The organism is Ruegeria sp. CDSB113 (genome assembly GCF_059611045.1).
The window spans coordinates 433452-452465 of record NZ_JBXWOU010000001.1; the positions used below are offsets into that span (position 1 = coordinate 433452).

18 protein-coding genes are annotated in these 19014 nt (G+C 58.5%); 10 read left to right on the top strand and 8 right to left on the bottom strand.

The annotated features are described in order from the left end of the window. The gene (locus AC2FIS_RS02155) at positions 1-1296 is read left to right on the top strand and encodes an MmgE/PrpD family protein (protein ID WP_496771802.1); all 1296 of its coding nucleotides are present in this window, start codon (positions 1-3) and stop codon (positions 1294-1296) included. Here the strand turns inward: AC2FIS_RS02155 and pyrC are convergent. Then, positions 1293-2330 (bottom strand): dihydroorotase, encoded by a 1038-nt coding sequence (gene pyrC, locus AC2FIS_RS02160; RefSeq protein ID WP_496771803.1) that lies wholly within the window; start codon positions 2328-2330, stop codon positions 1293-1295. The genes AC2FIS_RS02155 and pyrC overlap by 4 nt on opposite strands. Positions 2331-2484: 154 nt before the next feature. On the opposite strand from pyrC, the gene AC2FIS_RS02165 reads away from it, so the two are divergent. Together AC2FIS_RS02165 and AC2FIS_RS02170 are read left to right on the top strand one after the other, a co-directional pair. After that, complete coding sequence (locus tag AC2FIS_RS02165; protein ID WP_496738605.1) at positions 2485-3393, top strand: AAA family ATPase; 909 nt, start codon at positions 2485-2487, stop codon at positions 3391-3393. Next, positions 3393-4649, top strand: a complete 1257-nt coding sequence (locus AC2FIS_RS02170) for a vWA domain-containing protein (protein ID WP_496771804.1) — start codon at positions 3393-3395, stop codon at positions 4647-4649. Before AC2FIS_RS02165 ends, AC2FIS_RS02170 begins: the two co-directional genes overlap by 1 nt. A 3-nt stretch (positions 4650-4652) precedes the next feature. Here the strand turns inward: AC2FIS_RS02170 and AC2FIS_RS02175 are convergent, their stop codons facing one another. Next, the gene (locus AC2FIS_RS02175) at positions 4653-5153 is read right to left on the bottom strand and encodes a hypothetical protein (RefSeq protein WP_082637106.1); all 501 of its coding nucleotides are present in this window, start codon (positions 5151-5153) and stop codon (positions 4653-4655) included. Between the two features lie 242 nt (positions 5154-5395). On the opposite strand from AC2FIS_RS02175, the gene AC2FIS_RS02180 reads away from it, so the two are divergent. From AC2FIS_RS02180 to AC2FIS_RS02200, 5 genes are all read left to right on the top strand, one after another. Then, a complete protein-coding gene (locus AC2FIS_RS02180) occupies positions 5396-6364 on the top strand; it encodes an XdhC family protein (RefSeq protein ID WP_496771805.1) in 969 nt (322 codons plus the stop codon). Continuing rightward, a complete protein-coding gene (locus AC2FIS_RS02185) occupies positions 6361-7362 on the top strand; it encodes a molybdopterin-binding protein (protein WP_496771806.1) in 1002 nt (333 codons plus the stop codon). The genes AC2FIS_RS02180 and AC2FIS_RS02185 overlap by 4 nt, the downstream gene beginning before the upstream one ends. A gap of 151 nt (positions 7363-7513) precedes the next feature. Beyond that, complete coding sequence (locus AC2FIS_RS02190) at positions 7514-7999, top strand: (2Fe-2S)-binding protein (RefSeq protein WP_108858746.1); 486 nt, start codon at positions 7514-7516, stop codon at positions 7997-7999. A gap of 80 nt (positions 8000-8079) precedes the next feature. Next, on the top strand, positions 8080-10440 hold the full coding sequence (locus tag AC2FIS_RS02195) for a xanthine dehydrogenase family protein molybdopterin-binding subunit (RefSeq protein ID WP_496753868.1): 2361 nt from the start codon (positions 8080-8082) through the stop codon (positions 10438-10440). A gap of 95 nt (positions 10441-10535) precedes the next feature. Then, entirely contained in the window at positions 10536-11327 is a 792-nt protein-coding gene (locus AC2FIS_RS02200; RefSeq protein ID WP_496720229.1) for an FAD binding domain-containing protein, read from the top strand. Positions 11328-11373: 46 nt separating this feature from the next. On the opposite strand, the gene AC2FIS_RS02205 is transcribed toward AC2FIS_RS02200, so the two are convergent. Beyond that, a complete protein-coding gene (locus AC2FIS_RS02205; protein WP_496771807.1) occupies positions 11374-12273 on the bottom strand; it encodes a MurR/RpiR family transcriptional regulator in 900 nt (299 codons plus the stop codon). 89 nt (positions 12274-12362) lie between these two features. On the opposite strand from AC2FIS_RS02205, the gene AC2FIS_RS02210 reads away from it, so the two are divergent. After that, positions 12363-13133, top strand: a complete 771-nt coding sequence (locus AC2FIS_RS02210) for a beta-keto acid cleavage family enzyme (protein ID WP_496771808.1) — start codon at positions 12363-12365, stop codon at positions 13131-13133. Beyond that, positions 13130-14452, top strand: a complete 1323-nt coding sequence (locus AC2FIS_RS02215; RefSeq protein ID WP_496771809.1) for an aspartate aminotransferase family protein — start codon at positions 13130-13132, stop codon at positions 14450-14452. The genes AC2FIS_RS02210 and AC2FIS_RS02215 overlap by 4 nt, the downstream gene beginning before the upstream one ends. 86 nt (positions 14453-14538) lie before the next feature. Here AC2FIS_RS02215 and infC read toward each other — a convergent pair whose 3' ends face one another. From infC to AC2FIS_RS02240, 5 genes are all read right to left on the bottom strand, one after another. After that, a complete protein-coding gene (gene infC, locus AC2FIS_RS02220; RefSeq protein ID WP_199520007.1) occupies positions 14539-15120 on the bottom strand; it encodes a translation initiation factor IF-3 in 582 nt (193 codons plus the stop codon). Between the two features lie 126 nt (positions 15121-15246). Continuing rightward, complete coding sequence (locus AC2FIS_RS02225; protein ID WP_113789088.1) at positions 15247-16080, bottom strand: ferredoxin--NADP reductase; 834 nt, start codon at positions 16078-16080, stop codon at positions 15247-15249. 107 nt (positions 16081-16187) lie between these two features. Continuing rightward, positions 16188-16595 carry a DUF934 domain-containing protein gene (locus AC2FIS_RS02230; protein WP_496720239.1) on the bottom strand — a complete coding sequence of 136 codons (408 nt, stop codon included), beginning with the start codon at positions 16593-16595 and terminating at the stop codon, positions 16188-16190. Continuing rightward, entirely contained in the window at positions 16592-17353 is a 762-nt protein-coding gene (locus tag AC2FIS_RS02235) for a phosphoadenylyl-sulfate reductase (RefSeq protein ID WP_282168401.1), read from the bottom strand. Before AC2FIS_RS02235 ends, AC2FIS_RS02230 begins: the two co-directional genes overlap by 4 nt. Continuing rightward, on the bottom strand, positions 17343-19007 hold the full coding sequence (locus AC2FIS_RS02240; RefSeq protein ID WP_496771810.1) for a nitrite/sulfite reductase: 1665 nt from the start codon (positions 19005-19007) through the stop codon (positions 17343-17345). The genes AC2FIS_RS02235 and AC2FIS_RS02240 overlap by 11 nt, the downstream gene beginning before the upstream one ends. Between the last annotated feature and the right edge of the window lie 7 nt (positions 19008-19014).

Below are 19014 nucleotides of genomic sequence, written 5' to 3' on the forward strand. Positions count from 1 at the left end.
ATGACCGATTTTACCACATCACTGGCAGCCTTCGCGGCGGGGCCTATCACGACGACTTTGCAGACGCGGGTCGTTACGTCTCTTTCTGTTTTGGACTGGATTGCTGTCGGGCGTGCCGGAGTTGATGAGCCTGTTTCCCGGACAGTGCGCGACCTCGTGCTTGGCGAAGGGGGTGCGGAACAAGCACGCCTTTTTGGTGGAGGTGCGGCACCCCTGCGCGGTGCTGCATTGGTAAACGGAACCGTGTCGCATGCCCTAGACTATGACGACACGCATTTCGCCCATATCGGCCATCCATCGGTTGCCGTCCTTCCGGCGGCGCTGGCGCTAAGCGAATGGGACGATCGTATTCTGGTCGATCTCCTTGAAGCCGCGCCGGTTGGGATGGAGACGTCCATTCGGATCGGCCTCTGGCTGGGGCGTGATCACTATCAGGCGGGCTTTCACCAAACGGCAACGTCCGGTGCGTTTGGTGCGGCTGTCGCTGCAGGGCGCATACTGGGGTTCGACGTCGAACAGATGCGCAAAGTTCTGGGCCTGACAGCGACTAGGGCTGCCGGTCTAAAGGCGCAATTCGGAACGATGGGAAAACCTTATAACGCGGGTCTTGCGGCCTCTGCCGGGGTTGAGGCAGCTTTGTTGGTGGCATCGGGATTCGAACCCAATTCAGACGCGCTGGAAGGGTCCTATGGATTCGGCGCGACACATAAAGGACAGTCTGACATTGCAGCCTCATTGGATGGGCTAGGTGCGGAATGGCTTTTTGAAAGCGTCAGTCACAAGTTTCATGCCTGTTGCCACGGATTGCACGCCGCGCTTGAGGCCGCGCGCGACCTGGATATCGCCGAACCGGAAGTGGCCGAGATCAAGATCAAGACGCATCCAAGGTGGATGAGCGTCTGCAACCAGACATCCCCGACAACTGGCCTTGGTGCCAAGTTCTCATATCGGACGGTGATTGCGATGCAGGCGCTTGGCTATGATACGGCCCTGCCAGGCAGCTATTCGGACAAGATATGCGCTGACCCGCGTCTAGTATCCTTGCGGGACCGAGTCTCTGTCGAAGCGGATAACAGTTTGTCAGAAACGCAGGCGCAGCTGACCTTGTTGCGCCGGGATGGGGCAAGGCGCGAGGCCACGCATGACCTGTTGGCCCCCATGACTTTGTCAGATCGTGAGGACCGGGTGCGCGGCAAGGCCAACAAGCTAATCGGAACAGATGACGCGGACGCGGTCTGGTCGATGCTGCGCACCGGAGGCCGCGTCCGCGATTTGTCTGCGTTGCTGGCGGGTTAAGTCACGCGCCAGTGCAACGGGAAACCCGGTTCAAACACTGTGACGGGTCCGTCATCGGATTCGATCTTGTCCGAGTAATCTACTGGTTCGCCCTTGGTCAGGGTGATGGTTTCCTCGTTCACCGGCAGGCGATAGAAAGCCGGGCCATTCAGCGAAACAAAGCCTTCCAGCTTGTCCAAAGCGCCTTCACGGTCAAACATTTCCGCCACCAGCGACATTGTATTGGTCGCCGTGAAACATCCCGCACACCCACAGGCCATTTCCTTGTTTGCGTCGGTGTGGGGTGCGCTGTCCGTACCCAGGAAATACCGCGCATCGCCCGAAGTCGCTGCCGCCAGCAGAGCCAGTCGATGTTCTTCGCGCTTGGCGACAGGCAGGCAATAGTAGTGCGGCTTGATTCCACCAACGAGGATGTGGTTGCGGTTGATGATCAGGTGGTGCGCCGTGATCGTTGCACCCAGATCTTTGTCATTGGATTTGACGTATTCGACACCGTTCGCGGTCGTGATGTGCTCCATCACCACGCGCAGTCCGGGTGTGGCCTTGCGGATCGGATCCAGAACACGGTCGATGAACACAGCTTCGCGGTCAAAAATGTCGATCTCGGCGTCGGTCACCTCACCATGCACGCACATGGGCAGGCCAATCTCGGCCATCTTTTCCAGCACCGGACGCACTTTGTCGAAATCCTGTACGCCCGAGGCAGAGTTGGTTGTTGCGCCCGCCGGGTACAGTTTGACCGCTTTGACCAGACCGCTTGCATGAGCTGCGGCCATGTCTTCGGGGTCGGTATCCTCGGTCAAGTACAGCGTCATCAACGGCTCGAACGTCATGCCCTCGGGCAGCGCGGCCAATATGCGGTCGCGATAGGCGGCGGCCTGATCGCCGCGCACGACGGGCGGCACAAGGTTCGGCATGATGATCGCGCGGGCAAAATGACGCGCGGTTTCGGGCAGGACGGCCTGCAACATCGCGCCATCGCGCAGGTGCAGATGCCAGTCGTCGGGGCGGCGGATCGTGAGGGTATCGGTCATGGCCTTCCGCTAGCACAGCGGACCCGGCGGTGAAAGACCTTCAATTCGGTCCCAGACCTTGTCAATCAGTCCGATCGTCGTAAGTCCCGGAAAGAACACGGCCTTGACGCGCGCGGGTGGTCATGAACTGTTGTGGCAAGGGAGAGATCGAAACATGACACAGCCAGATTCCATCGACGCCGTCCAATCCATGTTGGGTTCACAGGGCTATGTCTGCGGGCGTGCGCTGGCGACGGTGGTGTTTCTGTCCCTGAAACTGGGCCGACCACTGTTTCTGGAAGGTGAGGCTGGGGTGGGCAAGACCGAGATCGCCAAGGCCCTTGCCGCCGGTCTGAATCGGCGCCTGATCCGGCTGCAATGCTACGAAGGTCTGGATGCTTCTTCCGCTGTTTACGAATGGAACTTTCCGGCGCAGATGGTGGCGATCCGCACGGCCGAAGCCTCGGGCGGGGCGGATCGGGGCACATTGCAGACCGAGTTATTCTCGGACGAGTACCTGATCGAACGCCCGCTGCTGCAGGCGATGCGTCCGGATGAAAACGGCGCGCCGGTTCTGCTGATCGACGAGCTTGATCGCACAGACGAACCGTTCGAGGCGTTCCTGCTCGAAGCGCTCAGCGATTTTCAGGTCACGATTCCTGAACTGGGCACGGTCAAAGCACCGGAGCCGCCCATCGTTATCGTCACCTCGAACCGCACACGTGAGGTGCATGATGCACTAAAAAGACGCTGCCTCTATCATTGGGTCGACTACCCCGATTTCGACCGAGAGATCGAAATCCTGCACGCGCGCGCGCCGGAAGCTGCCGAAGCGCTTAGTCGTGAGGTCGTGGCCTTTGTTCAGCATCTACGCACCGAAGATCTATTCAAGAAACCGGGTGTGGCTGAGACGATAGATTGGGCCAAATGCCTGTTGGCTCTGGACGTCATCAACCTCAGCCCCGAAGTCATCGGAGATACTCTGGGTGCGATCTTGAAATACCAGGACGACATCCAGAAATTGCAGGGGTCCGAGGCGAAACGAATACTGGATCAAGCCAAAGCGTCGCTGGAACCAGCCTGATGGCTGAACAGCTTCCGATCGACATTCCGGATAACCCCAAGCTGGCGCAAAACATCACCCATTTCGCTCGCGCCTTGCGTAAGGCCGGGCTACCGATTGGGACGGGTCGAGTGGTGGATGCTATTCGCGCGGTGCAGGCGGCGGGGTTCACGGAAAAACAGGATTTCTACTGGACATTGCACGCCTGTTTCGTGAACCGCCCGGAACACCGCACTGTATTTGCGCAGGTCTTTCGCCTCTATTGGCGTGACCCCCGATATCTTGAGCACATGATGTCCATGATGCTGCCGGCCATTCGCGGCGTACAGGAAGAACGCAAGGCTGACGCGGCCGAAAAGCGCGCGGCCGAGGCGTTGTTGGACGGGGTTGAACGTGATCTGCCCGAGGTGGCTGAGCAGGAAGAAGAGTCCGAGTTAGAGATCGACGCCTCGCAAACGGCGTCCTCTGAGGAACGTCTGCGTAGTCTGGACTTTGAGCAGATGAGCACCGCCGAGATCGTGCAAGCCAAGCGCATGCTGTCGCGGCTTGCTCTGCCGGTGAAGCCAATAAAATCCAGACGTGGTCAGGCCAGCCATCTGGGGCATCGCATCGACCGGGCGCGGACATTGCGCGCCGCGATGCGTCAGGGTGGAGAGTTGCGCGATATTGCCAAGCTCAAGCCGAAACCTCGGTGGCCCAATCTTGTCGTGCTTTGCGATATCTCGGGGTCGATGAGCCAGTACAGCCGGATCGTCCTTCATTTCCTGCATGCGGTGTCGAACGCCAAAGGGGCGGGCTGGGCCAAGGTTCACGCATTCACTTTTGGGACGCGTCTGACGAATATCACACGTCATCTTCAGCAGCGCGACGTAGATGCCGCACTGGCCGCCGCCGGGGCTGAGGCTCAGGATTGGGAAGGGGGAACGCGGATTGGCGAGTGTCTGCACGCGTTCAACCGCGATTGGTCGCGGCGGGTCATGGGGCAGGGCGCTGTGGTCCTATTGATCTCGGACGGGCTGGATCGCGGAGACCCCGCGGCGTTGGGTAAAGAGATGGAGCGTCTGCACCTGTCCGCGCGCCGACTGATCTGGTTGAATCCATTGCTGCGGTGGGATGGGTTCGCGCCCAAAGCGCAGGGTGTTGCGGCCATGCTGCCCCATGTGGACAGTTTCCGTGCCGGCCATTCGATTGCGTCGCTGGAAGATCTGGCTGCCGTCATCTCAAAACCCGATGACGTGGGTGAGAAAGCGCGGTTGATGACCGCGCTTTCCGACTGAGTATCAGCTCAGCTGTTCTTCGTTACACTTGCGCGCCATTTCCATGGCCTTATAGGTGCCAGTCAGGTCAACAGTGAAGGCAAATTCCTTTTCCGGGAACACGACCATGACTTTCTGCTTGGCCAGGTCGTCCGCGAATTGAGGGTCATCTGACAAGACGTAACCACCCGAATAACCTTTGGTGATGTTACCCTTCATTCCGGTCGCTTCGCCGACATAGATATTGTCGCCCAACAGGACCGCCACGGCTTCTTTCTCGCCACGCTTGATATCGGTCTTGGCCTTGGTGAACACGCCAACATAGCCAACACCACGATCTTCGGTCAGGCCCATCTGAACGACGTTTTCAGCATCATCAACAGCTTCGATCAGGCAGGATTTCTTGTCCTCGTCGATAAATACTTTCCAACCTTCGACCTCGCCATAACGCAGGAACGTGTCTGCAGATGCAACGCTTGCGGTGAACAGGCCAAGTGCCATTCCGAGTGTAAAAATGCGTTTCAACTCTCTGTCTCCATTGTCAAAAATTAATATGCGCATACTGGAATGCAGCAGCTACGCATGTAGGCTAGAATCTGGTCCGGGTGCAATCAATGATTTGTGGGCTACTTGGTAATCTGGGCTTGTATACGCCGATACAATTCTGAGTTTAACAGACAGGCCGAACATCCGGTATTCGCCTTAAGGCTTACTTTTCATTGCGCCAAACCTGCCTATGTTGGATCAGAACACGCCGGGAGGGTGCAATGGACAGATTCGACAACAGCCCAGAGACGGCACTGAAGTGGCATGCTGAGGGTCATCCAACCGCGCTGGCAACTGTGGTTGAGACCTGGGGCAGCGCGCCGCGTCGCGTCGGTGCCCAGTTGGTGATCGCCGCAGACGGGCGGATCGAGGGGTCGGTTTCCGGCGGTTGTGTCGAAGGCGCGGTCATCGTCGAAGCGCTTGAAGCGATGGACGAAGGTGATGCGCGTCTGTTGGAATTTGGCGTTAGCGATGAGGACGCTTTTGCTGTGGGTCTGGCCTGTGGCGGAACGATCCGCGTTTTAGTGGAGCCTATCGGTTCGGTCCTGCCAGAGTCCATGTTGCGAGATCTGGTCAAAGCCCGCGCACAGCGGGAACCGGTGGCCTATGAAGTTAACACCGAAACCGGTCACCGGGCTTTGCGCCGCAACGCTTATCCGGTTCGAATGCGGATGGACCGTTCCGGGATCGAAGAGGACGGACAGACATTTGTTGCGGTCCACAACCCTCCGCTGCGATTGATAATAGTGGGGGCAGTGCATATTGCGCAGGCGCTGGTTCCGATGGCCCGGATCGCCGGGTATGATCCGGCCATCATCGACCCGCGCGACGCCTTTGCCTCTGGTGCCCGATTCCCGGGCGAAACCATCCTGACTGATTGGCCGGACGAGGCGGTGGCCAAGCTGGGCATGGATGCGCGAACCGCTGTTGTCTTGCTAACGCATGACCCCAAGTTGGACGACCCGGCTTTGGAATCCGCCTTGAAGGCGGGCGTGTTTTATATCGGAGCGTTAGGCTCGACGCGAACGCACGCCAAGCGGGTCGCGCGCATGAAAGAGGCTGGTTTTGCGGACGACCAGATTGCTCAGATCCACGGACCTATTGGATTGGACATCGGCGCGGCGGATCCGTCCGAGATCGCGGTAGCCATCCTCGCACAAATGACGGCCGTGCTGCGGGGCAAGGCGTGAAGTTCGGCCCGGTTCCTGTCTCCGAGGCCACTGGCGCGATCCTTGCGCATTCCGTTCAGGTTCAGGACACCAAACTGCGCAAGGGACTGCTGTTGACGGCCGAACATTGCGCTCAGCTAACTGCTGCAGGGTATGGCGACGTCACGGTTGCACAGCTCGAGCCCGGAGATTGCCACGAAGACGAGGCCGCTGAAGTGCTGGCCGCGGCGCTTGCACCTGAACCGCATGCCGCAGGTTTGCGGGTGACGCAGCCGTTTACCGGGCGTGTGAACCTGCTGGCCGACAGGCCGGGGGTTGTCGAATTGGACGTTGCGGCCCTGCAGGAGTTCAACTGCGTCAACCCGATGATCACAGTAGCGACGGTGCCGCAATTTCAACAGATGGGCCCGGGCGGGATGGTTGCCACGATCAAGGTGATTTCCTATGCGGTCTCAAAAGAGGACGTCGTGCAAGCCGCCGATCTGGCCAAAGCTTCGATTCGTCTGAAGGCCCCTGTACACAAATCGGCAGGATTGATCGTTACGGATATTCCGGGCGGTCCGCCAAACGAAAAAGGCATCGCAGCAATTCGCGGCCGTGTTGAGGCCCTTGGCATGGACCTAAGCGATGTACGGATCGTGTCACACAAAGCCGAACCGCTGTCGCACGCCATTTCAGCGGCGGTGGGCGACATCGTGATGATCCTGACCGGCTCTGCCACCTCTGATGCTTTTGATGTTGCGCCTCAGGCTGTGCGCGCTGCGGGTGGTCAGGTGGACAGGTTCGGCATGCCCGTTGATCCTGGTAATCTGCTGTTTCTTGGAACACTAGGCTCCAAGCCGGTGATTGGACTTCCCGGATGTGCCCGTTCGCCTGCGTTGAACGGAGCGGACTGGGTCTTGTCGCGCGTTGCGTGCGGGATCGAGACAACCGGCGCAGATATTGCGGCGATGGGCGTTGGCGGGCTGCTGAAAGAAATCCCAACAAGACCGCAACCGAGATCTGCGCGCAAACGGTGATGAGGCGCAAAATAGTTTTTCTTATTAGGCGGCTATGAAAGAAAAGACGACCCCGACGAACGTCGGATATTGATGCTAAATATTTTTGTTCTCAAACAAATTTTCCCGTGTTTAACTCGGGACCAAGAATAATACGAAATGGGAGGAATCTATGACACAGGTCTCAATGACCGTGAACGGAAAGTCCGTGAGCGGTGACGTCGAGGGCCGGACGTTGTTGTCCGGTTTTCTGCGTGAACACCTGTCGCTGACTGGCACTCATGTCGGATGCGATACCGCGCAGTGCGGCGCATGCGTCGTGCATGTGAACGGCGAGGCGGTCAAATCCTGTAACATGCTGGCGCTTGAGGCGGACGGGGCCGATGTCGGCACCATCGAAGGCCAGGCCAACGCGGATGGTTCGCTGAATGTGATCCAGCAAGCATTTCAGGACCACCATGGCCTGCAATGCGGTTTCTGCACGCCAGGCATGGTGATGAGCGCGGCCGCGCTGTTGAAAGAGAACCCGCGCCCGACTGAGGCCGAAGTGCGCAAGTATCTGGAAGGCAACCTGTGCCGTTGCACCGGATACCACAACATCGTCAAGGCGATCATGGCCGCATCGGGTCAAGACGTCAGCAGCATCGCTGCCGAATGATGCCGCTGCGGGCGTCCAAATATACGCCCGTGGGATGACATAGGGTGCACACGCATCCGTTTATGGGAGGAGAACAAGCAATGCCCAAAGACAGTGGCATCGGAGCCAGTTCCAAGCGACGCGAAGACGTACGCTTTCTGACCGGAGCGGGAAATTATACCGACGACATCAACGTACATGGCCAGGCTTATGTGCATTTCCTGCGGTCCGACATTGCGCATGGCCGCATCAAGAGTATCGACACCTCAGCCGCCGAAGCTATGCCGGGAGTGGTCAAGGTTTTCACCGGCAAAGATTTCGAAGGCGTGGGCGGGATGCCCTGCGGTTGGGAAGTGACCGACAAGCACGGCGCGCCGATGCAGGAGCCGCCGCACCCCATTTTGGCACAAGGTAAGGTGCGCCATGTGGGCGACCCGATTGCGGCCGTTGTGGCCGACAGTCTGGAGCAGGCCCGTGATGCGGCCGAGGCGATCGATCTGGATATCGAAGAACTGCCGGCTGTCATGAACATGAAAGCTGCTGCTCAGGATGGGTCGACGCTGGTTCATGACGATCTGAAGAACAACATCTGCTATGACTGGCAATTGGGTGAGACGGACGACGCCAAGGTCGATGAGGTCTTTGCCAATGCAGCCCACGTAACGACGTTGGATCTGGTCAACAACCGCCTGGTCGCAAACCCGATGGAACCGCGTGTGGCGGTGGGTGAGTACAAGCCTGGCACGGGCGATTACACGCTCTTTACCACTTCGCAGAACCCGCATGTGATCCGTCTGCTGATGTGCGCCTTTGTTCTGGGCCTGCCCGAGCATAAAGTGCGCGTCGTGGCGCCGGATGTGGGCGGCGGCTTTGGCACCAAGATCTTCCACTATGCAGAAGAAGCGTTCTGCACCTTTGCCGCCAAGGCCTGCAACCGTCCGGTCAAGTGGACATCCAGCCGGTCCGAGGCGTTCATGTCGGATGCCCATGGTCGCGACCATGTCAGCAAGATCGAATTGGCACTGGACGCAGACAACAACTTTATCGGTCTGCGCACGAACACCTATGCCAATCTGGGTGCGTATCTGTCGACTTTCTCCAGCTCGGTTCCGACCTGGCTGCACGGCACTCTGATGGCTGGCAACTACAAGACGCCGGTCATTCAGGTGAACGTGAAGGCGATGTTTACCAACACGGTGCCGGTGGACGCCTATCGCGGCGCTGGACGCCCTGAGGCGACCTACCAACTGGAGCGTGTCGTTGACAAAGCCGCACGCGAGTTGGGTGTTGATCCGATTGCCCTGCGCCGTCAAAACTTTATCACGCAGTTCCCCTATGACACTCCGGTCGCACTGACCTATGACACCGGGGATTACAACGGGACGATGGACAAGCTTGAGGTCGCTGCCGATCTGGCGGGATTTGCCGCGCGTCGGGCCGAAAGCGAAGCCAACGGCAAACTGCGTGGTCTGGGCATCAACTGCTATATCGAGGCCTGCGGTATCGCGCCCTCAAACATCGTCGGCATGCTGGGGGCCCGCGCGGGTCTGTATGATGCCGCAACTGTTCGGGTGAACGCCACCGGCTCGATCAGCGTCATGGTGGGCGCACACAGCCACGGGCAGGGGCACGAGACAGCCTTCCCGCAGGTTGTGGCCGACATGATCGGCATTGATGAGTCAATGGTCGAGATCGTGCATGGCGATACCTCGAAGATCCCGTTTGGCATGGGGACCTATGGCTCGCGTTCGCTGGCCGTTTGTGGTTCGGCCATGGTCAAAGCGACCGAGAAGGTGATCGAGAAAGCCAAGAAGATCGCAGCACACCTGCTGGAGGCGTCCGAGGCGGATATTGAACTGAAAGACGGTCAGTTTAGCGTCGCGGGCACCGACAAGTCGGTAGCCTGGGGCGATGTAACCCTGACGGCCTATGTACCGCACAACTATCCGCTGGAAGTCGAACCCGGGTTGGAGGAGACCGCGTTTTACGACCCGGCCAACTTCACTTACCCGGCCGGTGCATATGCGTGCGAGGTCGAGGTTGACCCCGAGACCGGTCAGGTGACCGTCGAGGCTTTCAACGCTGCAGATGACTTTGGCAACATCGTCAATCCGATGATTGTCGACGGTCAGGTCCATGGCGGCATTGGTCAGGGCATCGGCCAGGCTTTGCTTGAGAATTGTGCCTACGACGAGAACGGTCAGTTGCTGAGCGCGTCCTTCATGGATTACGCGATGCCGCGAGCGGATGACGTGCCATTCTATGGTGTGGATCATTCCAGCCAGACGCCCTGTACGCATAACCCATTGGGTGTGAAGGGCTGCGGTGAAGCCGGTGCAATTGGCTCGCCGCCGGCGGTGGTCAATGCGGTGTTGGATGCGCTGAACTCGGGCGGAAAAGCAGTCGATCACATCGATATGCCGGTGAGCCCGTCCCGTGTCTGGGCGGCGATGAACAGCTGATTGGTCGGGTAGGCTGGGGGCTCTGCCCCCAGACCCCCGGGATATTTACAGCCAGATGAAGGGCGGATCCGCGCCTTTCGGAAAGGAAAAGCGAAATGTACAATTTCGAGTTTGAAAAGCCCTCGACCGTTGCTGACGCCGTTTCGGCGTTGGGAGGCGAGGATGCACAGGCGTTGGGGGGTGGCCAGACGCTGATCCCAACGCTGAAACAGCGATTGGCAGCACCGTCAACACTGGTATCGCTTGGTGGGATTCCCGACATACAGGGCGTCTGTATCGAGGATGACGGATCGGTGGCCATTGGTGGCGCGACGACCCACGCGACGGTGGCGTCAGAGGCCGCCGGCAGCTATCCGGCACTGGCCGCACTGGCCGGGCAAATTGGCGATCCTGCGGTGCGCAATCGGGGAACAATCGGTGGCTCACTGGCCAACAATGATCCGGCCGCTTGCTATCCTGCGGGCGCTTTGGGATCAGGTGCGACGATCATCACCAATACGCGCCAAATCGCAGCGGATGATTTCTTCGAGGGTTTGTTCAGTACAGCCCTGGAAGAAGGTGAGATCATCACCACGGTCAATTTCCCGGTGCCACAAGCGGCCAGCTATCAGAAGTTCCTGCAACCCGCATCGCGCTTTGCGCTGGTCGGAGTGTATTTGGCACGTTTCGCCGACGGTGTTCGCGTTGCGGTAACAGGGGCCAGTGAGGATGGTGTGTTCCGCTGGTCCGAGGCAGAGGAAGCCCTGAACAAGGAGTTTCGGCAGGATGCCTTGACCGGGCTGAGCATCAATCCCGCGAATATGATTGCCGACTTGCACGGCAGCAAGGCGTACCGCGCGCATCTGGTCAGTGTCATGACCAAGCGGGCCATTGAAGCCTGCATGTAAGCTCAAAACTATCAAAAAAGCCCCGGACCTTATGGCCGGGGCTTTTTTATGTCCGCCTTATTCTGGGCGGCTGGGATGGTTGCCAGTATGCGCCTGTGTCTTCTCGGGACTGTTGGTAATTGTCCACGCGATCGCGCGCGACGTCTCCGCCCGCCTGAAACAGGTGACCCAGTAGGCATTCCAGAACCACCATGGCCCCGGCATAGTTCGAGAAGTGGTGCAGAGATCGCGTGCTGACGGGGAAAACCACGTCCGGCTCGATCCCGGGTGCGATCACTTCGCTGTCGGCAATCAGGATGAGCGGCAAGTTCATGCGTCGCGCCAATCGCATTGATTGGATGGTGTCGGCGGAATAGGGATGGACGGTGATTGCAATCAGGCAATCGTTGGGGCGTGCGTCTAACAGATCATCTGCCGCGGACCCCGTATGGCGAGGAATAAGTTGCAGGCCGGGGTGTGCCATGCGTCCGGCATATGAAAAATAGTAAGACAAGGCATAGCTGGCGCGGGTGGCGGTGACAAAGCACCTGTCAGCAGACGTCATAATTTCAACGGCGCGCTTGACGCGTTCAGGGTTCATTAACCTCAGGGATCGCATAACGACGTTCTGCGCATTCTGGGCAAATTTTGCCTGAGCGGCACTGAATGCGTCACCGTCTTGCATGTCGGCAAGCCAACTTTGGCTCAGATGATCCTCACCATCTGTGACCAACGCATCGCGGAACGGAGCGCGCAGGCCGTCGAAGCGGTCATATCCCATCCGATCCGCCAGCCGGACCAGAACGTTCGAGCTGACGCCGATCTTTGCTGCGGTTTCTCGAATTGAGTCCAGCCCAAAATCTCCGGGATGGTCGAGGATGTATTTTGCCGCCATCTGCAATCCGGGTGGCAACTGGTCGATCTGCTGTCGCAGAGCTTCGGTAAGCTGGCTCAAAGACTTGGTCATCCGCGAAAGAAAACAAATGTTCTGAAAGATGTAAATTGAAAACGCGCCTAAGGTCCTTAACTGGGTTAAAAGTTGAAAAGGGTGCTCTTATGTCCAAAACACTGCCGCAATCGCATACGCCCTATGTTCTGGTGGCGCCGAACGGTGCCCGGAGGGGGCATGCGGATCACGTTCAGCTTCCGGTGTCGGTGCAGGAGATCGTATCGACTGCACAAAGCTGTTTTCGGGCCGGTGCATATGGAATCCACCTGCATGTGCGCGATGAACAGGGGCAGCATTCTCTGGATGCCGGGCGTTATCTTGAGACGATGGCAGAGTTGCGACGTGCCGTGCCAGAGATGGATGTTCAGATCACGACCGAGGCGGCGGGTATCTTTGATGTCCCGGCCCAATTGCACTGTTTGCAGCACGTAAAGCCAAAATGGGCTTCGATCTCAGTTCGGGAAGTCGCGCGCGCGCCGGACCTCGTGGGTAAGGTTTACGGCCTGTGTGCCGAGCAGGGAACGCGTGTTCAGCATATACTCTATAACGATGAAGACGCAGCTCTGCTGGCTGACTGGCAAGCCCGCGGTATCGTCCGCGATGGGCAAACTGAGCGGCTGTTGGTTCTGGGGCGTTACACCTCGGGGCAGGAATCCGCACCAGAAGACCTTGATCACTTTCCGCAAACCCGCTCCAGTTGGATGGTCTGTGCATTCGGAAAGCAGGAACATACTTGCCTAAAAACGGCTGCGGACCGTGGCGGGGATGTGCGGGTTGGATTTGAAAACAGTTTGACCGACCAGGACGGAAGTGCCTGGGCGAACAACGCAGCGTCGGTTTCGGCGCTGGTCGCGGTTTTGAAAGGACCTCAGCAATGAGCCACGTTTTTCCTCGTCATACCAAATCGAACTTGCCAGTCGCCGTTGGTGGCAACGGGTGTTACCTGATCGACGATCAGGGGCAACGTTATCTGGATTGTGGTGACGCTGCGGTGTCGTGCCTCGGGCATTCGAACCCGGCGGTTATCGAAGCCGTGCAGCGGCAGGTCGAACAGATCGCTTTTGCACATACCGGTTTCATGACATCCGAACCTGCCGAAGCACTGGCCGATCTGTTGGTGGAACATGCTCCTGATGGTCTGGACCGTGTGTATTTCGTCTCAGGCGGGTCCGAGGCGACCGAGGCGGCGATGAAACTCGCGCGGCAGTACTTTCTTGAAATCGGCCAGCCCGAGCGTCGCCGGGTGATCGCGCGGCGGCAGAGCTATCACGGGAACACTTTGGGCGCGTTGTCGGCTGGAGGTAACGAATGGCGACGCGCGCAATTTGCACCGATGTTGATCGAGATGACACATATCGCGCCCTGCTTCGAATACGCTGAAAAGCCGGATACTGAGAGCAGTTTTGACTACGGCCAGCGCGTCGCGAATGAGTTGGAGGTCGAGATCCTGCGCTTGGGTCCTGAATCGGTTATGGCGTTCATGGCAGAACCCGTTGTGGGGGCAACGCTGGGTGCGGTTCCTGCCGTTGAGGGGTATTTTCAGCGTATTCGCCAGATATGTGACCAATATGGCGTTCTGTTGATTCTAGATGAAGTCATGTGTGGCATGGGGCGAACCGGGCATTTGTTTGCCTGCGATCATGATGGAATTTCGCCGGACATTCTGTGCATCGCCAAAGGGTTGGGTGCTGGATACCAACCGATTGGTGCGATGATGTGCACCGGGAAAATCTATGATGCAATCCGTGACGGGTCCGGGTTCTTTCAGCATGGTCACACCTATATCGGTCACCCGGTTGCGACAGCAGCGGCCCTGGCTGTTGTCACCGAACTGACCGCGCGCGCGTTGCCCGCGCGCGCCGGCGTGATGGGCGAAAAGCTACAAGAGGCGTTGCGGGCCGAATTCGGACAGCATCCGAATGTCGGGGATATCCGCGGCAGGGGGCTGTTTCGAGGGCTGGAGTTGGTGGCTGACCGCGAAACAAAAACGCCGTTTGATCCGTCCCACGGCGTTGCGAGCAAAATCAAGAAAGCCGCCTTGGCCGAGGGGCTGATCTGCTACCCCATGGCCGGTACACGGGATGGGCGGGTTGGGGATCATGTCCTGCTGGCTCCGCCGTTCATCATAGAAGACGCGCAGATAGACGAGCTTGTGGGCAAACTTCGTCGGGCGATCTCGACCTCGATCCCCGGCTGAAGCGCCGCTTGGCCTGTACCATAGAACCAACAAAAACCCTGTCAGAGCTGATCTGACAGGGTTTCAAATTCGATATGCACAGGGGTTTATTTCTGTGGCAGCGGACCGATCAGCATGATCATCTGACGGCCTTCCATCTTCGGCATGTTTTCAACCTTGCCGATCTCTTTGGTGTCGGCTGCAACACGTTCCAAAAGCTCACGACCCAAATTTTGGTGTGCCATTTCACGGCCGCGGAAACGCAGGGTCACTTTGACCTTGTCCCCGTTTTCAAGAAACTTGAACACGTTCCGCATTTTCACGTCGTAATCATGAGTGTCAGTGTTGGGTCGGAATTTGACCTCTTTGATCTCAATGATCTTCTGTTTTTTGCGGGCTTCGGCTTCGCGTTTCTGCGTCTCGTATTTGAACTTACCGAAGTCCATAATTTTGCAGACCGGCGGGTTTGCGTTGGGCGAAATTTCGACCAGATCAAGACCGGCATCAACTGCCATCTGCATGGCTTTGGCGGGATGAACCACCCCGACATTTTCACCTTCAGCGCCAATCAGACGGATTTCGGGGGCACGGATCTTATCATTGACGCGGGGGCCGGTGTCTCTTTGCGGCGGCGCGTTGTGAGGTCTGCGGGCTATGGGTTCATTCCTTTGATGATTGCAGAAATTCAAGGCCGGAATTTAGACTGGCCTGCACGCCGATTCAAGCGGCATAAGTGCAGGCCAGCCCGAAAAGTCGGGGTTTGTCAGAGTTTTTCGCCAGTCCGGGGCCAAATGCCCCGGATCAGGTGCATCAGGTTAACCAACAAAGGCTTTTTCGATGACAAATTCCTTGGGTTCGGAATTAGCACCTTCGCGCAGGTCGAACTCCTCCAGAATCTTTTTGATGTCCAAGTTGAAGGCCAAAGACCCGCAGACCATCGCGCGGTCGGTTTCCGGTTTGATGCCGCCTTCGATGCCCAGATCAGCAAAAACCGTGCCGTCTTTCAGCAATTCGGTGATGCGGCCCATTTTGGGGCTCTCTTCCCGTGTGGTGGTCGGATAATAGCGGATCTTGTCGGCAAAGCCTTCGCCCATCAGCTCGGCCAGCATCTCATCCTGGCGGATGCTTTCGATCAGCTGACGGCCATATTCCAATTCACCCACTTCGCGGCAGGTGTGGGTGATGATCACCTCGTCGTAATCCTCATAGGTCTGCGGCTCGCGCAGCAAGGACGCGAAGGGCGCAAAACCTGTTCCGGTGGCAAAGAACCACAGGCGTTTGCCGGGCAACAGCGCGTCATGCACCAGCGTGCCAACAGGCTTGGGCCGCAGGATGATCTGATCACCCGGTTTGATGTGTTGCAGTTTCGATGTCAGTGGGCCGTCCTGCACCTTGATCGAATAGAACTCCAGCTCTTCGTCCCAGGATGGCGACGCGATGGAATACGCGCGCAACAGCGGCTTGCCGTTGTCGCCCAGCAGGCCGATCATCACGAACTCGCCCGAGCGGAAGCGCAGTGAGGCGGGACGCGAGACCTTGAAGGAAAACAGGCTGTCGGTCCAATGTTTGACGTCTGTTACGGTCTGGGCGTCCGGAAGGACGGGGGCCTTGACGGCGGTTGCTTCGGTCACGGGTTTCATCTCTGTCATCGTTTCACTGCCGGTTGGGTAAACCGACATCTCCGTTTAATCTTTGATCCAAGTCAGGAAAAGGGGCTAAATGCCCCTTTACAGTCACAAGCTGGCGATTGGCGGGGTTAGCCGCGCAGGCGGGCCTGATAGCTATGATCTTTCCAGTTGGCGCGGGCCAGCCACTGATCTTCGGGCTGGCGATTGGCCAGTGCGTCGTCGATTTCGACCTCATCGAACCCGCTGCGGCGCGCCATGGCGTACTGGTCGGCCAGAACGTGGCCTCTGGCCCGCAGGCGGCCTGTGAAACCTTTCAGGCGCAGCACGCGCGCGATGGTAAAGCCGCGGCCATCCGCCGAAGACGGGAAGTCCACGCGGACCATGCGGGCGCTGCCCAGGCGGTCAACCAGTTCATCAGGATCAGTGCCCGAGGCCACGTCCAGCGCAACCACATCATTGGCAGCGTCCTCAAGCGTGACAAAGCCATCTGTCCAGTCGTCAGGGGCGAACCCCTCATCCGTAACGATTACGTTCATGTTTTCTCTCCAGCGCGCACCATCTTGCCGTCGACAAAATGGATGCCGCATTCTTCTTTGTTCTGATCGCGCCAGCGTCCGGCGCGGGGGTCTTCGCCTTCTTTGACCGGCGAGGTGCAAGGCGCACAACCGATCGAGGGGTAACCTTTGGCCACCAGCGGATGCCGGGGTAGGTTGTTTTCATCCATATAGGCGCGCACGTCTTCGGGCGCCCAGTGGGCCAGTGGGTTCACCTTGATCCGGCCAGTGCCGTCCTCGACCTCAAAGAAGTCAAGCGCGGCGCGTGTGCCAGACTGGAACCGCTTCCGACCCGAGATCCAGCCGTCATAGCCCGCCAAAGCACGCTGCAGCGGGAAGGTTTTGCGCAGGTTGCAGCAGGCATCCGTGTCGCTCAGGCGCAAGGCGCCGTATGGGTCTTCGCGCTGAACATCCTCATCATCTGCGCGGATGATGTGAACGTTCTTCAGGCCAAGCCGATCAGAAACGTCTTGCTGATATTCCAGCGTTTCGGTGAACAGCATCTGCGTGTCCACAAACAGGACCGGTGTGGCTTTGTCGACCACGGCTGCCATGTGCAACAACACCACCGATTCCGCCCCAAAGCTGGAGACCAAAGCAAGCTCTTCGATTGCCTCCAGCGCGCCATGCATGACGTCATGGGCACTGTGGTGGCGGAACTGGGTGTTCAGCGCTTCGACCTTTTCGGTCAGCTCTGCGCGGTCAACCCCCAGTTCCGTCTGGATCAGGTCAAGCGGCATTCGCTCGCGCCTCGGGGTAGAGGGCTGCCTTGAACGGTGCCATGCCTACGCGGCGATAGGTTTCAAGGAATGTCTCTTCGGCGCCGTCGCGCTGTTCCAGATAGGTTTCGACGATGCGTTCGACAGCAGGCACGATCTCATCATAGGCAAAGCCAGGTCCGGTGCGATCGCCAACTGCTGCAGTTTCGGTCGCGTCACCACCCAGAGTGATTTGGTAGTTCTCGACGCCAGCGCGATCCAGACCCAGGATGCCGATGTGACCCACGTGGTGGTGACCACATGCGTTGATGCAGCCCGAGATCTTGATCTTCAGGTGGCCGATATCATGCTCAAGCTTCAGATCATCGAAACGGGTCGCGATTTCCTGTGCAACCGGGATTGAACGGGCTGTTGCCAGCGCGCAGTAATCCATGCCGGGGCAGGCGATGATGTCGCTGATCAGGCCGATATTGGCGGTGGCCAGCTCGTGCTCTTTCAGACGAGCGTGGATCGCTGGCAGGTCCGACTTGTGGACATGCGGCAGGATTACGTTCTGCTCGTGGCTGATACGCAGCTCGTCATAAGCGAACTCTTCAGCCAGATCGGCCATTACGCGCATTTGCTCAGCAGTCGCATCGCCCGGAGTCTGACCGTGCTTCTTGATCGAGATCGTGACGATCGCGTGATCCGCGTTCTTGTGCGGCGCGATATTGGTGTCGACCCACGACCGGAAGACCGGATCGTTGGTGTAGGCGCTTTCAAACGACGCAACCGAGGCTTCACGGAAGGTTGGCGGCGCAAAGTGGCCCTTGATCTCTTCCAACAGGTTCATATCCGCGCCTTTGAACTGCGGGCGAACCCTCAGGAAGCGCTCGTTCACCTTGGCGCGGATCGCGTCGATGCCATGCTCATGCACGGTGATCTTGATGCGCGCCTTGTACTTGTTGTCGCGGCGGCCGATCTGGTTCCAGACCGAAACAGTGGCTTCGAGATACGCGAGCAGGTCGTCAAAGGCGACGAACTCGGACAGTTCTTTACCGATCATCGGCGTACGGCCCAGGCCACCACCCACGATAACGCGGGCACCCAGAACGCCGTCACGCTCAACCAGTTGCAAGCCGATGTCATGCGCCTTGATCACGGCACGGTCGTTTTCCGAACCGGTGATGGCGATCTTGAACTTGCGCGGCATGAACTGGAATTCCGGGTGGTCGGTCGACCACTGGCGCAGCAGTTCGGCATAGGGGCGCGGATCGGCGACCTCATCCGCCGCAGCACCGGCGAAATGGTCGGCGGTCACGTTGCGGATGGTATTGCCCGAAGTCTGAATGGCGTGCATGCCAACCTCGGCCAGCGCGTCCAGCATATCCGGCACATCGTTCAGTTTCGGCCAGTTGTACTGGATATTCTGACGGGTGGTGAAATGGCCGTAGCCTTTGTCCCACTTTTCAGCCAGCAGGGCCAGTTGACGCATCTGCGCGCTGGATAACGTGCCATATGGGATGGCGACACGCAGCATGTATGCGTGCAGCTGCAGATACAGGCCGTTCATCAGGCGCAGGGGTTTGAATTCATCCTCGGTCAGCGAGCCGTCAATGCGGCGCTCAACCTGCGCGCGGAACTGCGCGTTACGTTCTGCCAAAAATGCTGTGTCGAACTCGGAGTAGCGATACATGATTAGC

Excerpts from the sequence above, each read along its gene's own strand:
- AC2FIS_RS02155 (WP_496771802.1), top strand. The coding sequence starts at position 1 with ATGACCGATTTTACCACATCACTGGCAGCCTTCGCGGCGGGGCCTATC.
- pyrC (WP_496771803.1), bottom strand. The coding sequence starts at position 2,330 with ATGACCGATACCCTCACGATCCGCCGCCCCGACGACTGGCATCTGCAC.
- AC2FIS_RS02165 (WP_496738605.1), top strand. The coding sequence starts at position 2,485 with ATGACACAGCCAGATTCCATCGACGCCGTCCAATCCATGTTGGGTTCA.
- AC2FIS_RS02170 (WP_496771804.1), top strand. The coding sequence starts at position 3,393 with ATGGCTGAACAGCTTCCGATCGACATTCCGGATAACCCCAAGCTGGCG.
- AC2FIS_RS02180 (WP_496771805.1), top strand. The coding sequence starts at position 5,396 with ATGGACAGATTCGACAACAGCCCAGAGACGGCACTGAAGTGGCATGCT.
- AC2FIS_RS02190 (WP_108858746.1), top strand. The coding sequence starts at position 7,514 with ATGACACAGGTCTCAATGACCGTGAACGGAAAGTCCGTGAGCGGTGAC.
- AC2FIS_RS02195 (WP_496753868.1), top strand. The coding sequence starts at position 8,080 with ATGCCCAAAGACAGTGGCATCGGAGCCAGTTCCAAGCGACGCGAAGAC.
- AC2FIS_RS02200 (WP_496720229.1), top strand. The coding sequence starts at position 10,536 with ATGTACAATTTCGAGTTTGAAAAGCCCTCGACCGTTGCTGACGCCGTT.
- AC2FIS_RS02205 (WP_496771807.1), bottom strand. The coding sequence starts at position 12,273 with ATGACCAAGTCTTTGAGCCAGCTTACCGAAGCTCTGCGACAGCAGATC.
- AC2FIS_RS02210 (WP_496771808.1), top strand. The coding sequence starts at position 12,363 with ATGTCCAAAACACTGCCGCAATCGCATACGCCCTATGTTCTGGTGGCG.
- AC2FIS_RS02215 (WP_496771809.1), top strand. The coding sequence starts at position 13,130 with ATGAGCCACGTTTTTCCTCGTCATACCAAATCGAACTTGCCAGTCGCC.
- AC2FIS_RS02225 (WP_113789088.1), bottom strand. The coding sequence starts at position 16,080 with ATGACAGAGATGAAACCCGTGACCGAAGCAACCGCCGTCAAGGCCCCC.
- AC2FIS_RS02230 (WP_496720239.1), bottom strand. The coding sequence starts at position 16,595 with ATGAACGTAATCGTTACGGATGAGGGGTTCGCCCCTGACGACTGGACA.
- AC2FIS_RS02235 (WP_282168401.1), bottom strand. The coding sequence starts at position 17,353 with ATGCCGCTTGACCTGATCCAGACGGAACTGGGGGTTGACCGCGCAGAG.
- AC2FIS_RS02240 (WP_496771810.1), bottom strand. The coding sequence starts at position 19,007 with ATGTATCGCTACTCCGAGTTCGACACAGCATTTTTGGCAGAACGTAAC.